The 23,488-nt window shown below is 71.2% G+C and carries 20 protein-coding genes and 1 pseudogene; 6 read left to right on the plus strand and 15 right to left on the minus strand.

What is annotated here, in order from left to right; all coding sequences use genetic code 11:
• Nucleotides 1–13: 13 nt before the first annotated feature.
• The 4 genes from ACIA5C_RS31395 to ACIA5C_RS31410 form a co-directional block, all read right to left on the minus strand.
• Nucleotides 14–901 carry a DUF3152 domain-containing protein gene (locus tag ACIA5C_RS31395; RefSeq protein WP_396061194.1) on the minus strand — a complete coding sequence of 296 codons (888 nt, stop codon included), beginning with the start codon at nucleotides 899–901 and terminating at the stop codon, nucleotides 14–16.
• Nucleotides 902–962: 61 nt separating this feature from the next.
• Complete coding sequence (locus ACIA5C_RS31400) at nucleotides 963–1,781, minus strand: DUF3152 domain-containing protein (RefSeq protein WP_396061196.1); 819 nt, start codon at nucleotides 1,779–1,781, stop codon at nucleotides 963–965.
• A gap of 28 nt (nucleotides 1,782–1,809) precedes the next feature.
• On the minus strand, nucleotides 1,810–2,760 hold the full coding sequence (locus tag ACIA5C_RS31405; RefSeq protein ID WP_396061199.1) for an alpha/beta fold hydrolase: 951 nt from the start codon (nucleotides 2,758–2,760) through the stop codon (nucleotides 1,810–1,812).
• A complete protein-coding gene (locus tag ACIA5C_RS31410) occupies nucleotides 2,757–5,438 on the minus strand; it encodes a hypothetical protein (RefSeq protein WP_396061202.1) in 2,682 nt (893 codons plus the stop codon). The genes ACIA5C_RS31405 and ACIA5C_RS31410 overlap by 4 nt, the downstream gene beginning before the upstream one ends.
• Nucleotides 5,439–5,596: 158 nt before the next feature.
• Here ACIA5C_RS31410 and ACIA5C_RS31415 point away from each other — a divergent pair, with 158 nt between their 5' ends.
• From ACIA5C_RS31415 to ACIA5C_RS31425, 3 genes and pseudogenes are all read left to right on the plus strand, one after another.
• Complete coding sequence (locus tag ACIA5C_RS31415; protein ID WP_396061204.1) at nucleotides 5,597–6,256, plus strand: TetR/AcrR family transcriptional regulator; 660 nt, start codon at nucleotides 5,597–5,599, stop codon at nucleotides 6,254–6,256.
• 36 nt (nucleotides 6,257–6,292) lie between these two features.
• A complete protein-coding gene (locus ACIA5C_RS31420; RefSeq protein WP_396061207.1) occupies nucleotides 6,293–6,517 on the plus strand; it encodes a DUF3107 domain-containing protein in 225 nt (74 codons plus the stop codon).
• A gap of 229 nt (nucleotides 6,518–6,746) precedes the next feature.
• A pseudogene (locus tag ACIA5C_RS31425) lies at nucleotides 6,747–8,208 on the plus strand (DEAD/DEAH box helicase); the annotation flags it as partial.
• Nucleotides 8,209–9,466: 1,258 nt separating this feature from the next.
• Here the strand turns inward: ACIA5C_RS31425 and ACIA5C_RS31430 are convergent.
• Complete coding sequence (locus ACIA5C_RS31430; RefSeq protein WP_396061210.1) at nucleotides 9,467–9,763, minus strand: DUF2470 domain-containing protein; 297 nt, start codon at nucleotides 9,761–9,763, stop codon at nucleotides 9,467–9,469.
• A complete protein-coding gene (locus tag ACIA5C_RS31435; RefSeq protein WP_396061213.1) occupies nucleotides 9,760–10,401 on the minus strand; it encodes a heme oxygenase (biliverdin-producing) in 642 nt (213 codons plus the stop codon). Before ACIA5C_RS31435 ends, ACIA5C_RS31430 begins: the two co-directional genes overlap by 4 nt.
• A 75-nt stretch (nucleotides 10,402–10,476) precedes the next feature.
• Between ACIA5C_RS31435 and ACIA5C_RS31440 the strand changes: the two genes are divergently transcribed.
• Complete coding sequence (locus ACIA5C_RS31440) at nucleotides 10,477–11,616, plus strand: class I SAM-dependent methyltransferase (protein ID WP_396061216.1); 1,140 nt, start codon at nucleotides 10,477–10,479, stop codon at nucleotides 11,614–11,616.
• On the opposite strand, the gene ACIA5C_RS31445 is transcribed toward ACIA5C_RS31440, so the two are convergent.
• The 4 genes from ACIA5C_RS31445 to ACIA5C_RS31460 all read right to left on the minus strand — a co-directional run bounded on the left by ACIA5C_RS31445 (nucleotide 11,609) and on the right by ACIA5C_RS31460 (nucleotide 15,697).
• Nucleotides 11,609–12,646, minus strand: a complete 1,038-nt coding sequence (locus ACIA5C_RS31445) for a hypothetical protein (protein ID WP_396061219.1) — start codon at nucleotides 12,644–12,646, stop codon at nucleotides 11,609–11,611. The genes ACIA5C_RS31440 and ACIA5C_RS31445 overlap by 8 nt on opposite strands.
• 74 nt (nucleotides 12,647–12,720) lie before the next feature.
• Nucleotides 12,721–12,933, minus strand: a complete 213-nt coding sequence (locus tag ACIA5C_RS31450) for a heavy-metal-associated domain-containing protein (protein WP_396061222.1) — start codon at nucleotides 12,931–12,933, stop codon at nucleotides 12,721–12,723.
• A gap of 27 nt (nucleotides 12,934–12,960) precedes the next feature.
• Nucleotides 12,961–13,266, minus strand: coding sequence for a metal-sensitive transcriptional regulator (locus tag ACIA5C_RS31455; protein ID WP_396061225.1), 306 nt, complete (start codon nucleotides 13,264–13,266; stop codon nucleotides 12,961–12,963).
• A 268-nt stretch (nucleotides 13,267–13,534) separates the two neighbouring features.
• Nucleotides 13,535–15,697: a DEAD/DEAH box helicase gene (locus tag ACIA5C_RS31460; protein WP_396061228.1), complete on the minus strand. Its 2,163-nt coding sequence runs from the start codon at nucleotides 15,695–15,697 to the stop codon at nucleotides 13,535–13,537.
• 517 nt (nucleotides 15,698–16,214) lie between these two features.
• Between ACIA5C_RS31460 and ACIA5C_RS31465 the strand changes: the two genes are divergently transcribed.
• On the plus strand, nucleotides 16,215–16,568 hold the full coding sequence (locus ACIA5C_RS31465) for a hypothetical protein (RefSeq protein ID WP_396061231.1): 354 nt from the start codon (nucleotides 16,215–16,217) through the stop codon (nucleotides 16,566–16,568).
• A 73-nt stretch (nucleotides 16,569–16,641) separates the two neighbouring features.
• A complete protein-coding gene (locus ACIA5C_RS31470; RefSeq protein WP_396061234.1) occupies nucleotides 16,642–17,037 on the plus strand; it encodes a hypothetical protein in 396 nt (131 codons plus the stop codon).
• Nucleotides 17,038–17,146: 109 nt separating this feature from the next.
• On the opposite strand, the gene ACIA5C_RS31475 is transcribed toward ACIA5C_RS31470, so the two are convergent.
• From ACIA5C_RS31475 to ACIA5C_RS31495, 5 genes are all read right to left on the minus strand, one after another.
• Nucleotides 17,147–18,349, minus strand: coding sequence for an MFS transporter (locus ACIA5C_RS31475; protein WP_396061236.1), 1,203 nt, complete (start codon nucleotides 18,347–18,349; stop codon nucleotides 17,147–17,149).
• A gap of 27 nt (nucleotides 18,350–18,376) precedes the next feature.
• The gene (locus ACIA5C_RS31480) at nucleotides 18,377–20,032 is read right to left on the minus strand and encodes a serine/threonine-protein kinase (RefSeq protein ID WP_396061239.1); all 1,656 of its coding nucleotides are present in this window, start codon (nucleotides 20,030–20,032) and stop codon (nucleotides 18,377–18,379) included.
• 69 nt (nucleotides 20,033–20,101) lie between these two features.
• On the minus strand, nucleotides 20,102–21,586 hold the full coding sequence (locus ACIA5C_RS31485) for a fused MFS/spermidine synthase (protein ID WP_396061241.1): 1,485 nt from the start codon (nucleotides 21,584–21,586) through the stop codon (nucleotides 20,102–20,104).
• 31 nt (nucleotides 21,587–21,617) lie between these two features.
• Nucleotides 21,618–22,652, minus strand: a complete 1,035-nt coding sequence (locus ACIA5C_RS31490; RefSeq protein WP_396061243.1) for a coiled-coil domain-containing protein — start codon at nucleotides 22,650–22,652, stop codon at nucleotides 21,618–21,620.
• A gap of 46 nt (nucleotides 22,653–22,698) precedes the next feature.
• The gene (locus ACIA5C_RS31495; RefSeq protein WP_396061245.1) at nucleotides 22,699–23,475 is read right to left on the minus strand and encodes an SDR family NAD(P)-dependent oxidoreductase; all 777 of its coding nucleotides are present in this window, start codon (nucleotides 23,473–23,475) and stop codon (nucleotides 22,699–22,701) included.
• Nucleotides 23,476–23,488 lie beyond the last annotated feature (13 nt).

Below are 23,488 nucleotides of genomic sequence, written 5' to 3' on the forward strand. Positions count from 1 at the left end.
GACACGGGAATTTTCAGCGGATCGACGGGCCGGTGTACCGCTCGCCGTTCCGATACGGCCAGGCGTTGGCCACGCAGCCCTTGAGGCCCAGCGTCTGCTGCATCATGACCGGGGCCGGGCGGCCCTTACCGGGACACGCCTCGTGCCCGTGCCCCAACTGGTGCCCCACCTCGTGGTTGATCGCGTACTGCCGATACGTCGAGATCGGAGCGCGATAGTCACGCACCGCGCCGTCCCACCGGGCGTCATTGATGATCACCTTTCGCGGCAGGCGACACGAGGTGTAGCCGCCGGTCTCCAGGCCGCCGGTCGAGCACATCCGCTGCGAGGTCTTCGGCGACGCCAGATAGACCGTGAACTCGGCCGAGGCGCCCTCCGGCACCCGCTGCAGCCGGAACCGCCCGGAGGCGATCCAACTACGCCCGTCACCCAGCGTGCGGTCGACCGCGTGGGCGAAGTCCGCGCCGGCCTGCGCCGGCGACGGCCTTTCCACCGCGACTTTGAAACGGTGGATCGGTCCGGCGCGGCCCAGGACGGGTCCGAAGCCGTTGACGTACGCGAACTGGCCGCTCGTGCCCGCTTCCGGCCGCGCGGCGGCCGAGGGGGTGGGTTCGACCCGCGGCACCGGTGGGGCCACGTGCCCGGCCGGGGCCGCGACGGACGGGCGCGGCCCGGCACGGCCCCCGGCTCCGACGTAGCGGCCGAGCAGCAGCATCCCCACGACGATCAGCAGGAAGAAGAGGGTGCTCAGAAACCGGTGGCGCGGCCCGGGGTCGCGGACCGCCGCGGGGACGTTCTCACCGGGCAGGACGACCGGCGTGCGGACCACGCGGCGGCCGCTCGACCTGGTCGCTCGCACCGCCGACGTGGCCACCGGCTCACGATCGCGAGTCCGGCTCATCACCTTTGCCATGACAAACGCGAGATTGCCACGGATCAGCGATCGGGCGGGCCTGATTCGATCAGACGGGCGGTCCCGTGAGGAACTTGCCGTCGAAGCGCGGCCACGGGTTCACGACACATCCGCGCAGCGTGAGCGTCTGCTGAACCATCACCGGCGCCGGTCCCCCGGCCCTCGGACAGCCCACGTGGTGATGCCCCAACTCGTGCCCCACCTCATGGTTGATCACATATTGCCGGTAGACGCCGAGCGGGATCCCGGCCGCCCGGTACGGGGCAGCCGACAACCGCCAGCGGTCCAGGTTGATGATCGCCTTCCCGGTCGTGCGGCACGACGTGTACGGCCGCCCGTGGATCGTCACGTTCGTGCCGCCGGCCAGACACATCCGGCCGGTCGTGCCGCGGGTCGCAAGGTAAACCGTGAAGTCGTACCTCTCCCCCACCGCGACCATCTGCAGGCGCAGCGTGCCGCCGCCGGTCCAGCTGCGCGGATCGCCCAACGTCGCCTGCACCTGGTCGGCGAACGCGGCCACGCCCTCGTTGCTGCCGTTCTCCACGCCGACCCGGAAACGGCGCAACGGGCCCGTCCGGCCCATCACGGGACCGGTGCTCATCGCGTACGAAAAGGAACCGGAGCCGTGAGTGGGCACCTTCCCCGAAGTTTGCAGCAAGCTGGTTCTGCTCGGTGACGGCGACGGCGTCGACTCCCGGAGAGGCGGCGTGGCGGGCGCCGCCGAGGAGGGCGCGGCGACCGGCTGCCAGCCGCCGGAGCGCAGATGCCGGCCGGCCAGCACGCCGGCGACAACGACCAGGACCAGCGCGAAGACCGCCAGCCACCACTGGCGCCACCGATCCCGAACGTGAGGAGATTTCTCGATCATCGCCCGGCCAGAGTCGCACAGGTTGCCCCTAGGCGGCGATGTCGGAGAGCATCCCCACGATTCCCCGGGCCACCAGGCGCGGCACCTCCATCTGCGCGACGTGACCGACCCGCGGCAGCATCAGCAGGCGACTGTCCGGGATCACCCGGGCGACCTGGGCCGGCACCCGCGGATCGACCAGCTTGTCGTCCAGACCGCCGATCACCAGCGTCGGCGCGACCACGTTGGCGGCCAGCCGCCACTGCGAACCGGCGCCGGGCAGATAGGCCCGCAGGAAGCTGGAGACCAGGCCGCGCAGCGTGCCCAGGTAGGCCCGCGGGTAGTGCGACACCGTGTAACGGAGCTTGATCTCCTCGATCGCCTCGGCCCGTCGCTGCGAGTTGATCTTGGAGGTGTCACCGAAGCAGGCGATCATCACCTGGTCGGCCATCTCGTCGACGGTCATCCGGGCCATCCCCCACGCGAACAACCGCTCGGCGCGGGGCAGCGCCAGAATCGGCAGCAGCGGACCCTGCGCCGTGCGGCGCGGGTCCAGGAACGGCATGGCCGGGGAGATCAAGGTGAGGGTGCGGACCAGGTCGGGGCGCAAGCCCGCGACGCGTACGGCGATGGACCCGCCCAACGAGTTCCCGACCAGATGCACGGGGCCCCGCCCCGCGAACTCCAGATAGCCGATCAGGGTGTCGGCCGTGGCCCGGATCGAATAGTGGGGGTTCGGATCGCTGTAACCGAAGCCGGGCAGATCGATCGCCTGCCCGTCGAACCGGTCGGCGAGCAGGCCCGCCAGGTCGGTGAAGTTTTGCGAGGAACCGCCGAGACCGTGCACGTAGACGGCGGGCTCGGCGTCCGGACCGGTCCCCGCGGTGTCACGGACGTGGAGCATCTTCCCGTCGACGGTCACCCGCCGGGCGGGCCAAGGAGGTGGTATGTCGCCGACCGGCCGCAACGCGCCGTCGGCGGCCAGGATGGCGCCCTTCATCCCGACAAGAGTGCCTCAAGCCGGCGGTTGACCGCCGCCAAGGTTGCGCGCACCATGGCCAGCCGGTCGTCGCCGGTGACCACGGCCGAGCCGGCCAGCTGCTCGACCCAGCCGTTCCAGGACAGCAGCAGCACGGCGACGGCGACATGGGAGGCACCGAACGGTACGGCGGCGGCATGCTCGACGAAGCAGCGCACCGGCCCCTCCGGATGGTCGGTGGTGGAGAGTAACTGGTCGACCGCGGCGGCGGTGGCCATCGCGCAGAGCCGCAGCAGGTAACCGTCGACCGCCGGGCCGCTCGCCTCACCGGCCGCCGACCGGCCGCCGACACCCAGCCGCACCTCGACCGTGGCGTCGGTGCCGAACGTGTTGACCTGCACGTTCTCGATGACGATGCGGGGGCCGGGGTCGTGGGCCGGATAGAGCGGGCGGGGCGGAGTCTCGACGCCGCTCGGCACGATCGCGGTCTCCGAGATGATCCGGGGCTCGTCGTCGTGGCGCTCGTGCTGGGCGGGCTTTTCCGGGGCCCTCTCGACCGGCTTCGCCCGGGTCGGCGCGGAAGCCTGGGTCGACGAAGTCTCCCTGGCCGGGGCAATCTCCCTAGCCGCCGGGGCTGCCCTGGTCGGGGGGGCCTCCATCGCGGGGCCCGGGGCGGCCTCTCTCGCCGGCTGGACGTCGCTCAGCGTTGACTCCCGATGCCGTTCGCGTTCTCTTTCCCGGCGCGGGGCTTCCCGGAGGGAGGTCTCCCGAGGCAAGGCATCGCTCAGCGAGGTCTCCCGGGACGCGGCATCCCGCCGCTCCTGGAAGGCGGCGTCCGGCCTTTCCTGGAAGGCGGCATCCCGCCTCTCCTGGCGGGTGGCATCCCGCTGGGCGCTGTCCTCGTACGTGGCATCCCTGAGCGAACTTCCCCGGGGCCTGCCTTCCCGCAGCGAGGCATCCCTTGGTGGGGGTGACACCGGGGCGGTGGCCCGCGCCGGCGAGACGGGGGACGTGGGAGGGGGCAATGGGGGCAGGGCCTCACCCTTCATCGCCGCGTCGAGGCCCATGCGGTCCTGCAGGAGGCGGGCCACCCGGCGGCTCACCTCGGCCGGGTCGGCGCCCTCGGCAAGGTCGAGACGCAGGCTGTGGGCGCCGGCCGGAGTGGTGCGCAACGACGCGTCGCGCACGCCGGCCACCTCGCGGACCGCGGCCAGGATCGCCTGCACGTCGAACCCTTCCTGCCGTTCCTGCGCCGGCAACACGTCACCGCGGCGCAGGTGCGTCGCGATGCGCGCCAGCGCGGGCGTCTCGGCGGTGGGCTCCACCAGCGGTGGCTCCGGAACTCTCGGCACGTCCGGCTGGGCCGGGACGCGCTGGGGCAGCAGCGAACGGGCGCCCTGGTCGGCGGACTCGGTCGCCCGGGCAGCCCCGGGGTCACCGGGCCGGACCGGGCCGGCGTCGCGACCACCGAACCCGGCGTAGGCCGGCGGCGGGGTGTAGCCGGAGGTCTCCGCGGCCGGCGAGGGCTCGTATCCCTGGCCGCGCGGGAAGCTGGACGGATCGTACGACGGGCGGGCGAGTTTCGCCTCGTCGCCGACCGGGTTTTCCGGTTGCGTCACAACGCGCGGGGGCTCGGGGGTCGCGGCCCGTTCGGGCACAACCGGGCTGCCGGTGACCGGAGTGCCCTGGATCGGAGTGCCCTGGATCGGGGTGCCCTGGCTCAGCGCGTGGCGGGCGTCCTGGCCCATCTCGGAGGCGATCCAGTCGGCGCGGCGGCCACCCGGGGCGGCCGGGCGCACGAGCGGAACGGCCGTGGTGGCGCGCTGCGGCGGTGCGGGGGGCGCTGCGTCGTCGAGGTCCCCCTCGTACGGATAAGGGGGTGCGCTGCTCGGCGTAGGCACATCGAAGGCGCGAAGCGGCGAAGGCCGCGCCGCGGCCGGGCTGCCGAAGCCACCGGTGACCTGTCCGGGCTCGATATTTCCGAAACCGCCGGTCGTCTGGCCAGGCTCGCTGCGGCCGAAGCCGCCGGACGTCGGAGCGGGCTCACTGCTGCCGAGGCCGCCGGACGTCGGAGTCGGCTCACTGCTACCGAAGCCGCCGGACGTGGGAGCAGGCCCGCCATTGCCGAAGCTGCCGGTTGTCTGGCCAGGCTCTCTGCTCCCGAAGCCGCCGGTCGACTGGCCGGGCTCTCTGCTCCCGAAGCCGCCGGTCGACTGGCCAGGCTCTCTGCTCCCGAAGCCGCCGGTCGACTGACCGGGCTCCCTGCTCCCGAAGCCGCCGGTCGACTGGCCGGGCTCCGACCGCACGGCCGGGCTGCCGAAACTTCCGCCGCCGGGGCGGGACTGCTCGGGAACGCTGGGAAGGGGCGGCGGCGCGAGCGGCGCCAGCAGGTCGGAGTAGCGCGAACGGGTCTCACCCCACCGGTCCGCTGCCCCGGACGGGGGAATTTCGCCGGTCGGCCTGGCGTCGACGAACCCGGGCGGTGTCGGCGCCGGCAGCGGGACGCCCGAGGAGGGCCTGTTTTCCGGAGCCGGGCGACGCCACGCCGGGACGTCATTCTCCTGTTCGAGCGGGGCACCGGGGTGGGACCAGGGGCTGTCCGGCGTCGCCCAGCCGTTCAGCCGGGTGCGCTCATGCGGATCAGCACCGTCGCCGCCCTCCGCGGCTCCGGCGTCTCCGGAATGCCCTGTTTCATCCACCGCGTGCTCCTCGCTCGCCCCCGCTGAGGCTACCGTGTGCTTGCGGTGGCGATAAGTTGCAGCGTCGCGACAATTGACCGCACGGCTGCGACACGCGCCGATCCGGGCATACCGCGCCGACCAAACCGCGGGGACCAACCCCCTGGAGGTTCAGAGAGATGACCGCAGCGTCCGGCGGACCACAGACCGCCCGCCCTACGCGCCTGCCCCGCTCCGCGCGGCGCAAGCAGCTGCTGGCGGCCGCCCAGCAGATCTTCGTTGCGCAGGGTTACCACGCAGCCGCGATGGATGACATCGCCGAGCGCGCCGGCGTCTCCAAGCCCGTGCTCTATCAGCACTTCCCGGGGAAGCTCGAGCTCTACCTCGCGCTGCTCGACACGCACTGCGACGCGATAATCGCCAAGGTGCGCAGCGCGATGATGGCCACGACCGACAACAAGGAACGGGTCAAGGGCGCCGTCCAGGCCTACTTCGACTTCGTCGACCACGAGAGCGAGGCCTTCCGTCTCGTCTTCGAGTCCGACCTCCGCAACGATCCGCAGGTGCGCCAGCGGGTCGAGCGGGTCGAGCAGGGCTGCATCGAGGCGGTGACCGACACGATCATCGTCGACACCAACCTCAGCACCGACCAGGCCCAGTTGCTCGCGGCGGGCCTCGTCGGGACGTCCGGGCAGTCGGCTCAGTACTGGCTGGCCAACGGACGGCGTACGCCTAAAGCGGAAGCGGAAACGCTGGTAGCTGCGCTTATTTGGCGCGGCATCGCCAGCTTCCCCCTTCAGGACGGCACATCCGGCGGAACACCGGCCGAAATCGGATAGCCTTCAGTGCGTCGGACGCGCACAGAGGAGGACCCCGTGGAGGTCAAGATCGGCGTGCAGCACACGCCGCGTGAGCTGGTGCTCGAGAGCGCACAGACCCCGGCGGAGGTCGAGCAGGCCGTGACCGAGGCGATGGCCAAGGACGGCGTGCTGTCGCTCACGGATGAGAAGGGCCGCAAGGTGATCATCCCGATCGCCAAGGTCGCGTACGTGGAGATTGCCGAGTCGTCCAACCGGCCGTTCGGTTTCACCACTCGCTGAGGCTGTCTCGAAGGGGGTCGCGGAATCCCGCGGCCCCCTTCCGTAACTCTGCTCTGAGGTGCGAGATCTCCGAGTCGGGTAGACTTGTCGCGTCGCCGTCGACGTCGATCCTCTTGATCGCCGCGGCGACCCGCGCGTGCGGCCCGCTTTCGAGCGTGTGGCCCGCGCCCTACCCATAGCGCGCCCCAGGTTTCGACGGGCGCACCACGAGAGGCACCCGTAAAACTTCATGACCGACATCGAGAACTCAGAACCCGCACTCGTACCAGTTACCAACCGCGCCCCCGTCCGCCCCGACAGCCCCACCTTTGCCGAGCTGGGAATCCGGGCCGAGACCGTCGAGGCGCTGGCCAAGGCCGGCATCACCCGGGCCTTCGCCATCCAGGAGTACGCACTTCCGATCGCGCTGCGCGGCACCGACCTGATCGGCCAGGCGCCCACCGGCACCGGCAAGACCCTCGGGTTCGGCCTGCCCATGCTCGAGCGGCTGCTCGCCCCGTCCGAGGGCGCCGACGGCATGCCGCAGGCTCTCATCGTGGTACCGACCCGCGAGCTGGGTCTGCAGGTGGCACGTGACCTCGCCGCCGCGGGCAGCACCCGCGGGGTGCGGGTGCTGCCGATCTACGGCGGTGTCGCCTATGAGCCGCAGGTCGACGCCCTCAAGAAGGGTGTCGAGATCCTGGTCGGCACGCCCGGCCGCCTCCTCGACCTGGCCAAGCAGAAGCAGCTCAAGCTGAGCAGCGTCAAGACGCTCGTGCTCGACGAGGCCGACCGCATGCTCGACCTGGGCTTCCTCGACGACGTCGAGAAGATCCTGGCGATGCTGCCCGAGCAGCGGCAGACCATGCTGTTCTCGGCGACCATGCCCGACCCGATCGTCGCGCTGTCCCGCCGGTTCCTGCACCACCCGGTCACCATCCACGCCGGTCACACCGCCGACAGCGGCCCGTCGCCGCTGACCAAGCAGGTCGTCTATCGCACCCACCCGCTGAACAAGGTGGAGATGATCGCGCGGATCCTGCAGGCCCGCGGCCGCGGCCTCACCATGATCTTCACCCGCACCAAGCGGGCCGCCGACCGCCTCGCCGAAGACCTCGACTTCCGCGGCTTCGCGGTCGCCGCCGTCCACGGTGACCTCGGCCAGGGCGCCCGCGAGCGCGCGCTCCGCGCCTTCCGCTCCGGCAAGATCGACGTGCTGGTCGCCACCGACGTCGCCGCCCGCGGCCTCGACGTCTCCGGCGTCACCCACGTCATCAACTACGACTGCCCGGAAGACCCGGAGACCTACACCCACCGCATCGGCCGCACCGGCCGGGCGGGCGCGACCGGCGTCGCGGTGACCTTCGTCGACTGGGAGGACATGCCGCGCTGGGTCCTCATCGACAAGACCCTCGGCCTGGGCATGCCGCAGCCGCCGGAGACCTACCACACGAGCGCCGCGCTCTACAGTGACCTCGACATTCCGACCGACATCTCGGGCACGTTGCCGACGGCCGAGCGCAACCGGGCCGGCCTTTCGGCCGAGATCGAGGAGGACCTGGGTGGCGGCGGACGCCGCCGGGAACGGGGCCGGAACGGTCGGCGAGGCCGGCCGGATTCCTCCGGACCGTCCTTCGGCTCATCGTCCGGGCCGTCTTCCGACGGCGGCGAAGACCGCCCCAAGCGCCAGCGTCGCCGGCGCCGGGCGGGCGACGAGCTTTCCGGTACGCCGGAGAGCCCGGCCGCCGAAACCACGGAGTCCTCGAGTGTTCTCGCCGAGGACGCACCGGCGTCGCGGACCCGCTCGCGCCGTCGCCGCACGGCGTCCTCGCCGGACGCTCCCGACTCGGCTGTCGCTTCGACCCCCGTCGGTTCCGGGGTCTCCGTCGACTCTTCGGCATCGGTCAACTCTTCGGCATCGGTCAACTCCTCGGCCGCCGTCAACTCCTCGGCCGCCGTCAACTCCTCGGCCTCCGTCGACTCGCCGGTCGACGAGATCGCGCCGGCTTTGCGTACCCGCAGCCGCCGCCGGGTGACCGACTCGCCGGTGGAGGCCGCGCCCAGCGCCGGCTCGCCGGACGACGAGATCGTCCCGGCCGCGCGCACGCGCAGCCGGCGCCGGGCGAGCGACGAGCCGGCTTCGGCTCCCACTTCGGCTTCCGTCGAAGAGGCCGCGCCGGCCACTCGGACGCGCAGCCGCCGCCCGGTCAGCGATGAGCCGGCTTCGGAGGTCGAGGCCGCCCCGTCGACCCGGACCCGCACCCGTCGCGCGGTAACCGACGACCCGGCGGCGGCCGATGCAGCCGCCACGGCCCCCCGGACCCGCAGCCGTCGCACGGTGGCCGACGAGTCGGTGTCGGCGTCCGAAGAGGGCGCGACCACGCCGCGTACCCGCACTCGCGCCGCGGCCGACGTCGCTCCCGCGGTGGAGACGCCGGCCGATTCGGACCCGGCTTCCGAACTCGGGGTGGCACCCAAGCGGACCCGCCGCAAGGCGACCGCCGCCCCGGTGGCGGAGACGACCGGCGATGCGGTTGAGGAGGCGGCTCCCCCGCGTACGCGACGCAAGGCCGCACCCGTGAACATGCCGGTGTTTTCCGACGGCGGTGACCATGCCGCCGCCGACTCGTCGGCCCCGGCCGACGCCGACCTTGACTCCGACGACGACGCCGACCAGCCCAAGCGCAAGCGGCGCCGGGGCACCCGGGGTAACCGCGGCAGCGGGTCGGGCTCGGCCGAGATGACCGGCGGTTCCGAGGCCGGAGTCGGCACCACCGCCTGATTTCTATCTGCGAAAGGCTCGGCCACTCGGCCGGGCCTTTCGCATGTCCGGCGCGGCCGCCGGTCTCCGCGCCGGACCCTGCCGGCTCGACCATGCCGCCTGGCCCCCGCCACCTCCCCCCACCCCTGTTTTGGGAGGGGTCGAGTAGAGCACCGGGGTCCGACAATTTCGGGCGGCCGTCCACAATCTCAAGGCCGGGGATCGATCCCCAGGGTGGTGCAGGCTTCGCGGTACATGCGGACGGCCTCGGCGCGGACCTGGCGGCGTTCGGTGAGGCGTTCCGGGAACGGGATCCGCACCGGGACCTCGATGCCGTCGACGATGGCGGCGAACTCCATCCCGTCGGCGTCCAGGCCCGACATGCGGGCGGCCGTCGCCTGCGGGATGCCGCCGAGCGCCCGCACGATCAGCACGTTGTCGTCGGCGTGGTCGCCGTTCATGTGGGCCGCGATCTGGGCGACCACCTCGGGCGGGAACGGGTTCATACCCAGCGCTCCTTCAGTTCGGTGAGCAGGCTGATGTTGAGCCGGTACGCCTCGCCGACCTCGCGCAGGAAGATCCGTTCCTGCGAGCGCGGCCAGTTCAGGGCGTCGAGCATCTGCCGGTAGCGGGCTTTGAAGACGAACGGGTCGACGCCCTCGAAGACGAAGAACCGGTGGCCGTCGGTGGTGAGGCCATAGGACCTGGCAATTGCCGGGCCCAGATATTGGCCGCCGGACAGGTCACCCAGATAGCGGGTGTAATGGTGGGCGATGAATTCGGGCGCCCCGGCGAACGCCGCCTCGCGCAGCCGGGTGCAGTAGGTAGTGGTCGCGGGCAGCGCCTCGATGCGATATTCCCAGCCCCGGCCGTAAAGGAACGTCAGGTCGGACTCGATCGCGGGCAGGCGGTGCAGTTCGGGTGCGACGAATGCGCCGGCCACCGGGTCGTCGGTCATCGCCGCGGCGGCCAGTTCCAGGGCTTCGTAGATGAACCAATGTTGCGCGGCCAGGTCGGCGTACGCCGCAAACGGCAAGCGGCCCGCCGCGAGTGACCCTAGGAAACCGCTTCGTTGCGCCGCGTCGTGCGCGGCGTGCGTTTCGGCGCGCAGCCGGACCGAGAGCGGGTCGCCCCGGTACGACATGAGGCACCTCCGCGCCAATGTATAGATCAACTTGGTGGCGAACGGAAGACCCGAGGAGCCAGGCAGAATGGATGCATGCCACAACCGCTCGCCGATGTGCTCGCCGAAGTCCGTGAACTCTTACTAGACCCGGGGCTCACCCGCGCGGTGGCGGCCGGCCGGCGGCGCGGTTTCACCCCTTCGGTGACCCGGGCCGAGCTGCGGCCGGTCACCTTGAAGGCCGGGGCGCGGCTGCAGATCGTGACCGACGACGGGGCGCGCCCGACCACTCGAAATGTCGTTCCGGGACCGGAGGCGGCCGAAGCAGTCGATTCGCTGCTGGCCGAGCCGTTCGGGAATTGGCACATCGAGACGGCGTCCTCGACCGTGCAGGTGCGAATCACCAAGAAGGGCGACGCGCAGATTCATCGGGCCTCGGCGTCCCGGGATTCGGCGGCGGCCGATCACGACCGGACCAAGCAGTGGCTCCTCGATCCGGGCGACCCGCTTTTCGAAGTGATCGGCGGCAATGCGGCCAAGCGGCGGCAGATCGACGCCTTTCTGCGCGCCCTCGAGGCGACCCTGCCCGCCGAACTGCCGCCGACGCTGCGCGTCGTCGATCTGGGCTGCGGCAATGCCTATCTGACGTTCGCGGCCTATCGATACCTGGCCGGGCGAGGCGTTTCCGTCGAGGTCGTGGGGGTCGATGTGCGCGAGGACCAACGCGTACGGAATTCCGCCGTCGCCGAATCCCTCGGCTGTTCCGACGACGTCTCGTTCGTCGCGGGGACCATTTCTTCGGCCTCGCTGCCGTTCGAGCCCGATCTGGTGCTGGCGCTGCACGCCTGCGACACCGCGACCGACGAGGCGCTGGCCCGCGCGGTCGGCTGGTCGGCTTCGTGGGTGCTCGCCGCGCCGTGCTGCCACCACGACATCGCGGCCCAGCTCAAGGGCCGGACGGCGCCGGCACCGTTCGGAGAGCTCACCCGGCACGCGATCATGCGGGAGCGGTTCGCCGACGTCCTCACCGACACGCTGCGGGCGTCGCTGCTGCGGTTGAACGGCTACCGGGTCGACGTGGTCGAGTTCATCGACTCGGCGCACACGCCTCGAAATTTGATGCTGCGGGCCCGGCGGACCGGCGCGGCGCCGACATCGGCCCAGCTTTCCGAGTACGCATCGTTGGTCGAGGAGTGGGGTGTGAAACCGGCCTTGTCGACCATGCTGCCTAGCTGACCGTGACGGTCCAGGCCGCGTCGTGCACCTGGCCCGCGACCTGGAAGTCGAAGAACATCCGGTAGGTGCCCTGGCTCGGCGCGGTCAGCCAGAACTTGACCTTGCCGCCGACCAGCTGCGCCTCGGGATGGACGTGGACGTAGCCGAGGTCGCCCTGCCGGATCATCACCAGGTGGCCGTACGCCCCGAGGTAGGGCTGCAGGGCGGCCGGCTTGCGGTCGGGTCCGGCGACGCTCACCAAAATCGGCTGCACCGACCGGGTGTTCGGGGTGCCCTCGTAGCCGACCGCGAAGCCACCGGTGTGAGCCGTTTTCGCGGGGGCGGCCAGGGGCACCGGGGCGTACGGTCCGGCGACCGTGAGGTCGCTGCCCAGCGCGGCCGCGACCTGCTGGCCACCGACGATCGCGGTGAAGTCGGCGATCATCCGGTAGATGCCCGGCTGGGCCAGCGTGAGGTCCATGGTCCAGGTGCCGTCCGGGTTCATCGTGGGGTGCAGGTGCTGATAGCCGGATAAGTCACGGCGGACCACGATGAGGTGCAGAAGCTTGTCGTGGACGACGGCGAAGATGGTGACGGGTGCGCCGCCGGCGCCGATGATGCGGAACCTGAGGTGCTGCTTCAAGCCGGCCTGGAAGGTGGTCTTCAGCGGTACGAGGGTGAGGTTGGCCGAGCTGAGCGAGAGGCCGCCGACCATGGAGCCCGCCGGTAGGGCGACCGCGGACTGGGTGACCGTGCCGTCGGCGTTGTGGGTGTGGGGTTCGCTCTCGCCCATGGCCATGCCCGGCATGTCCCCGCCGGCGCCCTGGGGCGCGCCGCTGCTGGTGCCGGTTGCCGCCGGTGGGGCCGATGCCGAGGTTGCTCCGTTGTTGAGCCGGCCCAGCCCGTAGCCCGCGAACAGCACGACCACGAGCACGGCGCCGTAGGCGGCCAGCCGGAACGTGGCCCTCTCCTCGGCCTTCCCGCTTGTCGCCGGATCGGCCGGCCGCCGGCCGAAATCGGGTGGCTCCTCCGTCTGCTGATCAACAGCCATCCCGTTTCCCCCGTTCGTTGATCACGCTCTACTGGATGAGTCCGTCGGCGCGACCGCAAAGTTCCCGCCGGGGGTCAGACCCCGGCCAGTTCGTAGCCCGCCTCGTCGACCGCGGCCCGAACGTCGTTGTCGGCGAGCGGCGCCGCGCTGGTCACCGTCACCGCGCCCGAGGTCAGGTCAATGCGCACGTCCTCGACGCCGGGAAGCGTGGACAGCTCGCCGGTCACCGCCTGCACGCAGTGCGAGCAGGTCATCCCGGTCACGGTGTAGGTGCTGGTCACAGCCATGGCAAAGCCCCTCTCAGACAACGGCCGTCACGAACGGACGAGCCGCGCGATCGCATCGGACGCCTCTTTGACCTTGGCCGTGGGGTCGCCGGCCCGTGCCGCGTCGACGACGCAGTGGGCCAGGTGGTCCTCGAGCAGGCCAACCGCCACCGCCTGGAGCGCACTCTTGGCGGCGGAGATCTGGGTCAGCACATCGATGCAGTAGGTATCTTCGTCGACCATCCGCTGCAGGCCGCGGATCTGCCCCTCGATGCGACGGAGACGCCCGAGCAGGGCAGCCTTGTCACCGGAGTAACCGTGCGGGCCAGCGTGGTGCGTCGACTCATCGGACATAGCCAGAGCATACCCCCTACCGGTATCACGCCGTCGCCGGCCTCCGGGAGCGTTGTCATCCACTTTGAAATCCTTTGTCCCATTCTGCCGGTACCTGCTCTCGCGCGACCATCCCCCACCTGAGCGTCAGCCCCGGCGTCCCTCGCCGGCGCAGCGTCAGTTGGCGACGGCCAGCGGCATCACCGCACCGGCTCCGGCCCGGCGCGGCGTCAGTTGGCGACCGCCAGCATGAGCGGCATCACCGCACCGGCTCCGGCCCGGCGCGGCGTCAGTTGGCGACCGCCAGCGTGAGCGGCATCACCGCGCCGGCTCCGGCCCGGCGCAGGGCCCGGCCGGCGAGCGTCATCGTCCAGCCCGAGTCGACCAGATCGTCGACGAGCAGCACGGGGCCGGACAAGGTGGACAGTTCCGCCTTGAGCTCGGCCGGGACGGTGAAAGCGTCGTGCAGGGCGAGCACCCGCTGGGCGCTGTTCCCCCGCGCGCCGCCACCCTCGTGGGTCGACGTCAGCCCGCCCAGGAGCGGGAGGCGCCCAACCTTGGCGATGTGCTCGGCCAGGCTCTGCACGAGCAGCGCATGGCGCCGCGAGCCGACCGCGACCACGCCGGCCGGGCGCTGCGCCCAGGCGTCCTCCCCGTGAGCCCACGCTTTGAGAACCTCGACCACGGCGGCGGCCAGATCATCGGGAATCGGCTGGTCGGGTGCGTCGTCGGCGACCAGCGCGCGGAGGCGGTTGCCCCAGCCCAGGTCGGACAGGCGACCGACGGAACGGCCCGGCTCGATCTGCTCAGCCGCCGCGATCTTGCCCTTGAGTGACAGTCCGACCGCGGCGAGGCCGGTGGGCCACATCTTCTTCGGGGCGATCTCGGCGCCCGGCTTGCCCAGGAACGCGTTGGCGGCGGCGAGGGAGGCGGCCGACACTTCGGCGTCGAACAGCGGCTCGGAACAGTTGTCACAGCGGCCGCAAGGTCCGGCCTCGGGGTCGTCCAGGCAACGGCGAAGAAACTCCATGCGGCAGGTGGTGCTCGACGCGTACTCGATCATGGTGTCCTGCTCGGCCCTGCGCGCCTCGGCGACGCGTCGCAGACGGGCCGTGTCGTAGGTCCACGGCTCTCCGGTGGCGAGCCAGCCGCCGCGCGACCGACGGACCGCGCCGTCGACGTCGAGGACCTTGAGCATCATCTCGAGCCGGTTGCGCCGCAGGTCGACCAGCGGCTCGAGGGCCTGGGTCGACATCGGACGGTCCGGTGCCAGGTGCGACAGGACAGACCGCACCTGATCCTCGGGCGGGAAGGCCAGCGAGGCGAAGTAGCGCCAGATCGCGACGTCTTCCGCCCCGGGCAGCAGCACGACCTCGGCATGCTCGACCGCACGACCCGCCCGGCCGACCTGCTGGTAATAGGCGATCGGGGACGGCGGCGCGCCGAGATGGATCACAAAGCCCAGATCGGGCTTGTCGAAACCCATCCCCAGTGCCGACGTGGCGACCAAGGCCTTGAGCTTGTTGTCGAGAAGGCCCTGCTCGGCCGCCCGACGCTCGCTGTCGTCGACCTGGCCGGTGTAAGAGGCCACCGCGAAGCCGCGCGAACGCAGGAAATCGGCGGCCTCGGTGGCGCCGGCGACGGTCAGTGTGTAGACGATGCCGGAGCCCGGCAGCCGCTCGAGATGGTCGGCGAGCCAGGCCAGCCGATGCGCCGGATCGGGCAGGTCGAGCACGGCCAGGCGCAACGAGTCTCGTTCGAGCGAGCCGCGCAGGACCAGCGCGTCGCCGAGCTGATCAGCCACATCGGCGGTCACCCGGGCGTTGGCCGTTGCGGTGGTGGCGAGCACCGGGGTGCGGGACGGAAGGCCGGCCAGGAACTGGCGCAGACGCCGATAGTCCGGGCGGAAGTCGTGCCCCCAGTCGGAGACGCAGTGCGCCTCGTCGACCACCAGCAGGCCGGTCGTCGCGGCCAGGTCGGGGAGCACGTTGTCGCGGAAATCGGGGTTGTTGAGGCGCTCCGGACTGATCAGCAGGACATCGACCTCACCGAGCCGGATCTCGGCCTGGATCACGCTCCACTCGTCGAGGTTGGCCGAGTTGATCGTGCGGGCTCGGATGCCCGCGCGGGCAGCGGCGTCGACCTGGTTGCGCATGAGCGCCAGCAGCGGCGACACGATGACGGTCGGCCCGGCCTCACGCTCGCCGGACTGCGCGGTGACGCCGTCACGTAAAAGCGCGGTCGCCACGAAATAGACTGCCGATTTGCCCCAGCCGGTGCGCTGGACACAGAGCACCCGCCGCCGGTCGACCGTGAGCGCCTCGATGGCGCGCCACTGGTCCTCTCGCAGCGTCGCGTGCTCGCCGGCCAGGCGGCGCAACACCTCCTCGGCGCGCTCGCGCACCGCTGCTCGCTCGGCCTGGTCAGCCACGGTTCCGGTCGTCTCGGTCACCCGGCATGTCTATCAGCCGGCACCGACAAAACCCCGGCTATCCACAGGCCAGAAAGTTATCCACAGGCCTTCAAAGATCCCGTACGCCGAGTCGGCCGCGACCGACAAAATCGGGTCGTTCGCGAGTTCTGGAGAGGAGTGGATCGTGCCGAGAAACCGCAGGTCGACGGGTCGACGACGTTTCCAGCCGGTCGATGGCAGCCACCGGCGCAGGACGTTTCCGGACGCCGGTGAGGGCGGAGACCATCCGGCTCATCGCCGTCGCGACTTTCCCGGCCCGCGGGGTCTACCCGAGAGGGGCCGGCCTTGTGACCAGAGCCACGTGAGCGCAGGGAAGCCGGAGGACGCGGAACACCTACGCGATGCCGACCTTCTGCTCGACGAGTTTCTCGGGCCGGGGGTGACCTCTCGAGATCCGGGTTCGCGACGGCCGCGTCGAGTCGGGCCGCAAGTCGGTTTCGGCGCACCCGCGGCGAGCCGCCTCCGGCTCGTTCCGCCGGGACGCGACCTTCCCCCCGTGAGCGACGACAACGCCGACTCCGCAGAGGTCGACTCAGCGAGTGAGGCGCAGATCGACTCGACACGGCAAGCACAGGTCAATCCGACGCGGGAAGCACAGATCGACTCCACGCAAGGAGCGCACGTCGACCCGGCGCGGGAAGCGCTGGACGGCTCGGCATGCGAAGCGCAGATCGTCCCGTTCCGCGCGCTCCATCCGACCGCCGAGCGCCGACATCGGGCCGGGCGCGACCGCATCGTGCAGATCGGCGGGCGTACGGGACCGGGGCGGCTGCGGCGCGCGGGCCGCCGACCGATCACCGGCGCGGCGGACGCCCGAGCGGCCGACGACTGGGGCGGCGAGGCGAGCTGAAGGGTCGCGGGGGTGGGAGGGCATTTACCGATGTTCGTTGACAACTAAATTTGTCGGTGGAAGTGTCGAGGGCATGAAGACGATTGCCGAGAAGCTGCTGATCAAGCCGCACACCACCGTCTGGCTCTCCGACCCGGCGCAGGTGCCGCTGCTCGCGCCGATGCCCGAGGGTGTGCGCGAGGTCGACGCCTTGGCCGCGGCGAGCACGGCGATCGTGTTCGCCGAGAGCGCGGCCGGGGCGCGTGAGCAGTTGCAGAAGCACGTTGGCGACCTCGACAAGCCCGGGGCGTTCTGGGTCGCCTACCCGAAGGGCAACAAGGCCGACATCGGCCGCGACTCGCTGTGGCCGATCGTCGCCGACTTCGACATGCGGCCGTGCGGCCAGGTGGCAATCGACGACCGCTGGTCAGGGCTCCGCTTCCGGCCCAACAGGCCCGGCGAGGGCAAGTTCGTCGGCGGCGTCCAGTGAACGCCACAACCGTTCGATCGCCTCCCGGTACAACGCCTCGGCCATGTCGCCGAAGAACGGCCGTGGCCCTGCCGCCGCGGCGGCAGGGCCGTCGTCATCAGCACCGCGGTCAGGTTGCGGCGGCTCGGAGGGGGTGCCAGGCGACCACGGCCACGGCCAGCATCGCGGCCGCTGCGGCGGCGTACGTCGCCGTCAGACCGAACGCGGTGGCGAACAAGCCGCCGGCCAGCGAACCCGCAGCCGCGCCGGCCAGGTCGATCAGCGAGTAGACGCTGGTTACCCGGCCGAAGAGGGCCGCCGGAATGTCGCGCTGGCGGATCGTCGTGACGACCACGCCCCAGACCGTCGTATGGATGCCGAAGATGACGATCATCGAGGCGGCTACCAGCGGGGTCGTGGTCAGGGCCAGGGTGGCGTGCAGGGCTACCTCGACAAGCAGGCCCAGGCGGAGCAGCAACGAGGCTCCGACCGCCCGGAGCAGCCGGGGGGCGACCAGCGTGCCCAGGAGGCCGCCGGCCGCGAAAGCGAGCAGCAGCACGCCGTAGCCGACGTCCGAGAGGCCAAGGCGCTGCATGGCGTAGAGCACGAAGATGGCGAACGCAGCGCAGAAGACCAGGTTGGCGACGGCCATCGTGACCGCCAGGGTGCGAAGAAGGCGGTGGCCGAAGAGGAACCGCACACCTTCGGCGATCTCCGCGGACAACCGGCCGGCGCGCGAGGGCGACGGTGCCGGCAGGGGACGGATCGAGGCCACGAGCAGGGCCGATGCGCCGAACGTCAGGGCGTTCAGGCCGAACGGCAGGAAGGCCGCCACGACGAACAACCACGCCCCCAACGGCTTGGCGGCGAACTGGTTGATCAGGTTGAAGGTGGCGTAGAGCAGCGAGTTGGCCCGGGGCCGCGACGCGGGCGGCACGAGGGCCGGGACGAAGGCGGCCGACGCGGTGTCGGCGAGGGTTTCGCCGGTGCCGAGCACGAAGCACACGATCAAAATGAGTGGCACGCCGACTGAGCCGGAGGCTACGGCTATGGCGAGTACGCCGACGGCTGCGCCCCGCACCACGTTGACCGTCGCTACCAGGCGTCTCCGGTCGAGGCGGTCGGCCCAGGCGCCGCTGATCAGGGCGAAGAGCAGCCACGGCAGCTGCTGGGCGAAGGCGGCGCCGGCGACCGCGGCCGGGTCCGGGCTGAGTGAGGCCACGAGCAGGGGACCGGCGACCATGGTGACGCCGTCGCCCAGGTTGGACACCGCGGTTGAGGTCCACAATTTCGAGAAGTCCGCGCCCAGGGGCACGGCGAAACGGGCACGCAAGAAGAGCTCCTCAACGGAGCTACCAAACTAGGGAACCGTCGGGCCCGACGTCGACCTATTTCGATCCCCGGCCGCCTCGCTCACGCCCTGCCGCTCGTCCGACGGGGAACCGGTCATGCTGCCCAGCACCTCGGCCCGGCACCGCTGCCCGTTCAGGCGGAACGAGAACGGCAGCGCATTCACCCCGCGGTAGTCGCCGCGCAGAGTGAACGCCCGCAGCTTGCCTCGTCCCTTCACGACGACCTGGTGGCCTTTCTGGGTCACCGTCTTCTCCGGCGAGGTCAGTTTCTGCGACCCCGGATAGGCGAACTGCACCCGCCAGCGATGGCCGGCCACCGCATCGGTGGTAGCCACCGTCAGCAGCGCCTCATAGTCGCTGCCCGAGTCGCGTTTGAGCTGGTAGCGGACCGCGCAGGCGGTTCCCTGCGGCACCGACGCCGGGGCCGCGCCGGCCGCCTGCGCCTGTCCGACCGACGGCGTTCCCCGCGTCGATGACCAGGCCACGCCGCCGATGACGAGCACCGCCACGATGCCGATCACCACCTGCAGCCGGTGACGGAACGACACCGTGGGCAGCGACGGGCGGCGGCCGGCGAAGACGCCGCCGCCGAGGGGCCGTACGCCGCCCATCCCCAGCACCGACGCGATCTTCAGTCCGGCGCGGAGGCGAAGTAGGTGCGCCCTCGGCCGGGGTCCCGGCGTACCCCCGGGCAGCCCAAGATAGGCGAGAGCGGCGCGACCCAGGCCTCGCGGCACGGGGTTGACCGGCGCCGCCGCGCCCCGCGCGGGCGCCGTGCCCGGCTCGCGTGCGGTCGGCGGCGGCATGATCGACTGAAGTCCGACCAGCGCGGCCAGCGACCGGGCCACCTCGGCCGCACCCGGGCGGTCGGCCGGATTCTTGGCCAGGCAACGCAGGCACAGCGTGCCGACGGCGGACGGCATGCCCGTCTGGTCCGGAACCGGGGCCGGCGCGGCATAGAGATGGGCACGCAGGGCATCGGCGGTGGTTTCGGCCGGCCACGGCAGCCGGCCGGTCAGGCTGCGGTAGAGGAGGAGGCCGACGGCGTACACGTCGGTGGCAGCCGAGACGTGCGCGCCGCCGAGGCGTTCCGGGGCGAGGTAGGCCGGCGTCCCGAGGAGGCTGCCGTCGGGGGCCGCGTCGCGCTGACCGACCGCGGCCGAGATCCCGAAGTCGACGACCTTGGCGCCGGCCCCGGTGAGCATCACGTTGGCCGGCGTGACGTCGCGGTGCACCAGCCCGCGGGCGTGAGCCGTGGCCAGCGCCGACGCAACCTCGGCGGTGATCGTCACGGCCTCGCGCCAGTCCAGCGCGCCCTGCCGGCCGATGCGGGCGGCGACCGATTCGCCGTCGTTCAGTTCCATGACCACGAACGGCACCGACAGTTCGCCGATCACCGACGTTTCGCCGAAGTCGAAGATGCCGGTGATGTGCGGGTGGGCGAGCCGGGCCGCGGCGAGTGCCTCCTGGCGGAGCCGATCGCGAAACGCCTGGTCACCGGCGAGCCGGGGAGACAGCACCTTGACCGCGACCTGCCGGCCGAGCACGTCGTCGTAGCCGCGCCAGACGACCGACATGCCGCCCGTCCCGAGTTTCTCGACGAGCCGGTACCGGCCCGCGATACGAAGCGAACTCCCCTGACCGTTTCGCTCCGTCCGCCCCATATGCCGATTGTGACCCGCAGCACCGGCGGCCAAGCCCCGCACACCAAAACCTGGGGGTTATGTCCGTATTCAATAGCCGAGGAGCTGGTCGACCGGCGCGTAGTCGTCGGTCAGCACCCGCGCGTGCCCGGCGAACGAGCCGTCCGGCATCAGCGTCACCGGGTCCTTGGCGTGCCGGTCGAGGCCGGCCCGGATGGCGTCCAGCGGCAGCGGATTCTTCGACCCGACGATCACGAAGTTGGAGCCGGTCGAGCCGGACAGGGCCGCAGACGGGGCGATCAGTGCGACGTGCGGGAACACGGCCGCGACGGTCGCCAGCTCGGACTTGACGAACCGGTCGGGCGGGTAGTCGATCACGTTCTGGGCGTAGATGCCGCTCGGACGCAGGGTGCGCGCGACCTGGGCCATCATCTCGCGGGTCGACAGGTGCCAGGGCACCACCAGGTAGCCGAACGCGTCGCCGATCACCAGGTCGTAGGCGGCCGTCGGCTGCGACGTCAGCCCGACCCGGGCGTCGCCGACCAGCACCCGAAGGTCGGGCCCGGTCGCCAGCCCGAGCCTCTGCCGATCGAGCTTGACCAGGCCGCCGTCCAGCTCGAGCACCAGCTGGCGGCTGCCGGGCCGGGTCGCCCGCAGGTATTCGGGCATCGTGAAACCGCCTCCGCCGAGATGGAGAACATCGGTCGGGGAGGCCGCGTCGGTCACCGCCGCGAGCCATTGGACGTACGCGAAATCCAGGTGCAGCGGGTCACTCAGGTCGACGTACGAGTGATGGGCCGAGTTGAGGACCAGTAGCCGCCCGCTCGGGTCGGCCCCGTCCGCCTCGACCGAGGCGCAGTGGTAGGCGGTCTCGACGTCGCACGGGTTCGGGGCCGTCGCGCCCAGACCGGCCGCCGCCAGGCCGACCACGCCGAGCAGTGCCCGGGCGCGCGGGCCACCGGGCAGCGCCTCCGCGTCCCGCCGCAGCCACCAGCCCAGCACCAGCCCGCCCAGCGCCAGCAGCCCGGACAGGCTCAGCACGATCCAGCTGCTCGGCATGGCCGCCACGAAGATGAAGCCGGTCGCCAGCGTCGCCGTGATCGCGCCCAGCGTGCCGATGCTCGACAGTCGGCCGACCACCGCGCCGGTGCGGTCGAGGTCGGCCAGCTGGAGTTTCACCACCATCGGCGTGACCGTGGAGAGCAGGAACGCCGGGAGGAAAACGGCCATCGCGGCAAGCAGGAGCACCGCCGGGGCGGCCCCGCCGCGCAGGATCTCCCCGGCCCAGCGGACCAGCGGCAGGGTGAGCGCGGTGCCGATCGCGCCGAGGACCAGGACCGGGGCGAGCAGGGCCCGCGGGTTCAACCGGTCGGCCAGCCGGCCACCCAGCCAGGTGCCGTACGCGATCGCGGCCAGCGAGACGCCGATGACCGAGCTGCTCACCTGCAGCGTGACGCCCACGTACGGCCCCACCAGGCGCAACGCGAGGATCTCGAGGACCAGCACCGAGCCGCTGGCCCCGAAGACGAGCGTCGAGGCGAGGGCGGACGGCAGCGCGCGCGACGGGACTCCCATCGCCGGAATGCTACCGACGCACCCCCACGCCCTAGATGACCGACAGGTGTACGTGGTTGGTGTGCACCGCGGCCGCGTCACCCGTGGCGCTGTACGCCTTCCATCCGGTGCCGGGCATCCAGATCTGCCGGTACCAGATCACGTACAGAACGCCGAGCCGGTCGGAGTTCTTGATGAAGTACGCCGCCAGGCGGTTGCCGTAGTCCTTGTCGGCGCCGGTTGCCGCCTCGTTGACGAATCCGCTGGCATGGGCCGAGAAGTCGCACGCCCGGCCCTTGGGATGCTCGCCGCTGTCCTGATGCCGGAAGCAGGCCACGTAGTGGCTGAATCCGGCGGCCTTGGCGTTCTGATAGGCGTTGAGCAGGCGCGGCGTGATGCAGCCGGTGGTCGTCGGGTCGTTGATCGTGCAGCCCTCCTTGGGCCACGACCCGTCCGAGTTGCGCGGTGCCGCCTTGGCGAGCGGCGAGTTGGCGTCGAGAAAACCGCTGCCGGCCGAGCCGCCGCCGACGCTGGCCAGCGCCAGTTCGGCCTCTTTCTTCTTCTTGCCCAGCGCGGTGACCTGCTTCTGCTGCTCGGCCACCTCGCGGTCGATGTCGGCCTTGGCCTGCCGGGCCGCGCTGAGGTCGTCCTCATATTTCTTCAGCGTCGACCCGTCGACCTGGGCCATCATGTCGAGCCGCTCGACCCGTTCCAGGAAGATGTCGGGCGAGCTGCTGTCGAGCAGCATCGCGGCGGTGTTGGAGCGGCCGAGCCGATAGGACCGGTTGGCGATGACACCGACCTGCGTCTCCAGCGCCTTCGCGCCGGCCTGCGACTGGGCGACCAGCTTCTGCAGGTCGGACTGGCGCTTCTTCGACGCGTTCAGCTTCTGGATGGCATCGGCCTGGCCCTTGGCCGCCGATTCCAGAGCGTCCTCGAGTTTTTTGCCGCCGCTTTCGCCTTTCGGGTCGGCGTAGGCCGCCGAGCCGGGCGCGGCCAGGAGCAGCGCGCAGGCGGTCACGAGCAACGCGAGCGCAGCGTAAAGCCGGCGGAGGGTTGTCGCCGCCACGGAACCTCCCCAGGTCATGAGCGGGGCAAACTCTATCGCGGGGCGCAAGGGGCGGACAGATAGATCAAGTCGCCGAGTACCCGCCGTCGACGAAGAGTGTCTGGCCGGTTACGGCAACGGCAGCATTGCTGGCCAGAAAGACGGCACACGCCCCGAAATCATCCGGAACGCCGTTTCTCCCGATCATCGTGCGCGCGGCGTGCTGCGCCACCTTGGCCGGGTCGGCGAAGGTCGGCTCGGTCAGCGGCGTGTGTACCACCCCGGGCGCGATCGCGTTGCAGCAGACGCCGTGCGGCGACCACGCTTCGGCCTGCGATCGGGTGAGCGCGACCAGACCGGCCTTGGCAACCCCGTACGCGCCGCTGTTGCCGTACGCCCGGAAAGCCTGCTGCGACGCGACATTGATGATGCGTCCCCAGCCCTGGGCCGCCATGCCCGGGCCGAAGGCCTGCCCGAGCAGGAACGGCGCGGTGAGGTTGGCGCTCATCGTGACGTCCCAGTCGTCCTCGGTGAGCTCGTCCATCGGCGGCCGGCGATTTACCGCGGCCGAGTTCACGAGCACGTCCGGTACGCCGTACACGTCGGTGATCTTGCGGACGGCGGCCGTGAGCGCCGCCCGGTCGGCGAGATCGACGGAGATCGCGTGTCCTTCCGCGTCGTGCCCCTCGAGCTCTTCGACCACTTCGGACATCGGCTCCGGGCGCCGCGCGACCAGGATGATGCGGGCGCCGGCCCGGCCCAGCGCGACCGCCATCGAGCGCCCGATGCCGGAACTGCCGCCGGTCACGACCGCCGTGCGTCCGCGCAGACCAAAAACCTCATCGAGGTACGCAGGGGACATGCTCCGCACCTTA

The sequence above is a fragment of the Actinoplanes sp. NPDC051343 genome, assembly GCF_044455125.1.
Taxonomy (GTDB): Bacteria; Actinomycetota; Actinomycetes; order Mycobacteriales; family Micromonosporaceae; genus Actinoplanes.